At 55.0% G+C, this 823-nt stretch carries 1 protein-coding gene; it reads left to right on the forward strand.

All coding sequences use genetic code 11. From position 1 onward, the window contains the following. Positions 1 to 56 precede the first annotated feature (56 nt). Positions 57 to 811 (forward strand): IS5 family transposase gene (locus B7G66_RS16880; RefSeq protein ID WP_148424818.1). Its coding sequence is split into 2 segments (ribosomal slippage): positions 57 to 387 and positions 387 to 811, totalling 756 coding nucleotides; the frame shifts between segments, so codons are not numbered across the junction. Positions 812 to 823: the final 12 nt, after the last annotated feature.

Below are 823 nucleotides of genomic sequence, written 5' to 3' on the forward strand. Positions count from 1 at the left end.
TGTACTGTCTGTCTGCCTGTGGTGTCTGTTTTTCCGGTTTTGCGGGAGATAGATGGATGCGGCGCTATGGTTTGCGCGACGATCAGTGGGAGCGGATAAAGGATCTTCTACCCGGCCGGGAAGGTCATGTTGGCGGTACGGCTGCGGACAACCGGCTTTTTGTGGAAGCTGTGCTGTATCGTTACCGTGCAGGCATCCCGTGGCGTGACCTCCCCGCCCGTTTCGGGGACTGGAAAAATGTGCATCGGCGTCTGCGCCGCTGGTGTGAAAGTGGTGTGATCGAGCGGATATTTCGTGATCTGGCCGCCGATCATGACAATGAATACATGATGATCGACAGCACCATTGTCCGGGCTCATCAGCATAGCGCGGGTGCTCTCAAAAAAGGGGTGCGGATCAGGCCATCGGACGCTCACGAGGCGGACTGACCACAAAAATCCATGCCATCTGCGATGCCCTGGGCAACCCGGTGGAACTCGACATTACTCCGGGACAGGATGCCGATATCACCCAGGCGGAGCCCATTCTGGAAAAAATCAACCCGGATGCCTTCCTTGCCGACAAAGCGTATGATGCGGACAGGCTGATTGACCGACTGAAAGAGCGCGGGATTACCGTGGTGATCCCGCCAAAACGCAACAGGACGACCCAACGGGAAACAGACTTCGCTCTCTACCGTGAACGAAACCTTGTCGAGAGATTCTTCAATAAACTCAAACAGTTTCGCGCCATCGCAACCCGCTACGATAAACTCAAATCAACCTTTCTCGCAGCCGTTCAATTCGCCTCAATCATCATCCTGCTTAACTGACGACACGCCGTA

The organism is Novacetimonas hansenii JCM 7643, from assembly GCF_000964405.1.
Taxonomy (GTDB): Bacteria; Pseudomonadota; Alphaproteobacteria; order Acetobacterales; family Acetobacteraceae; genus Novacetimonas; species Novacetimonas hansenii.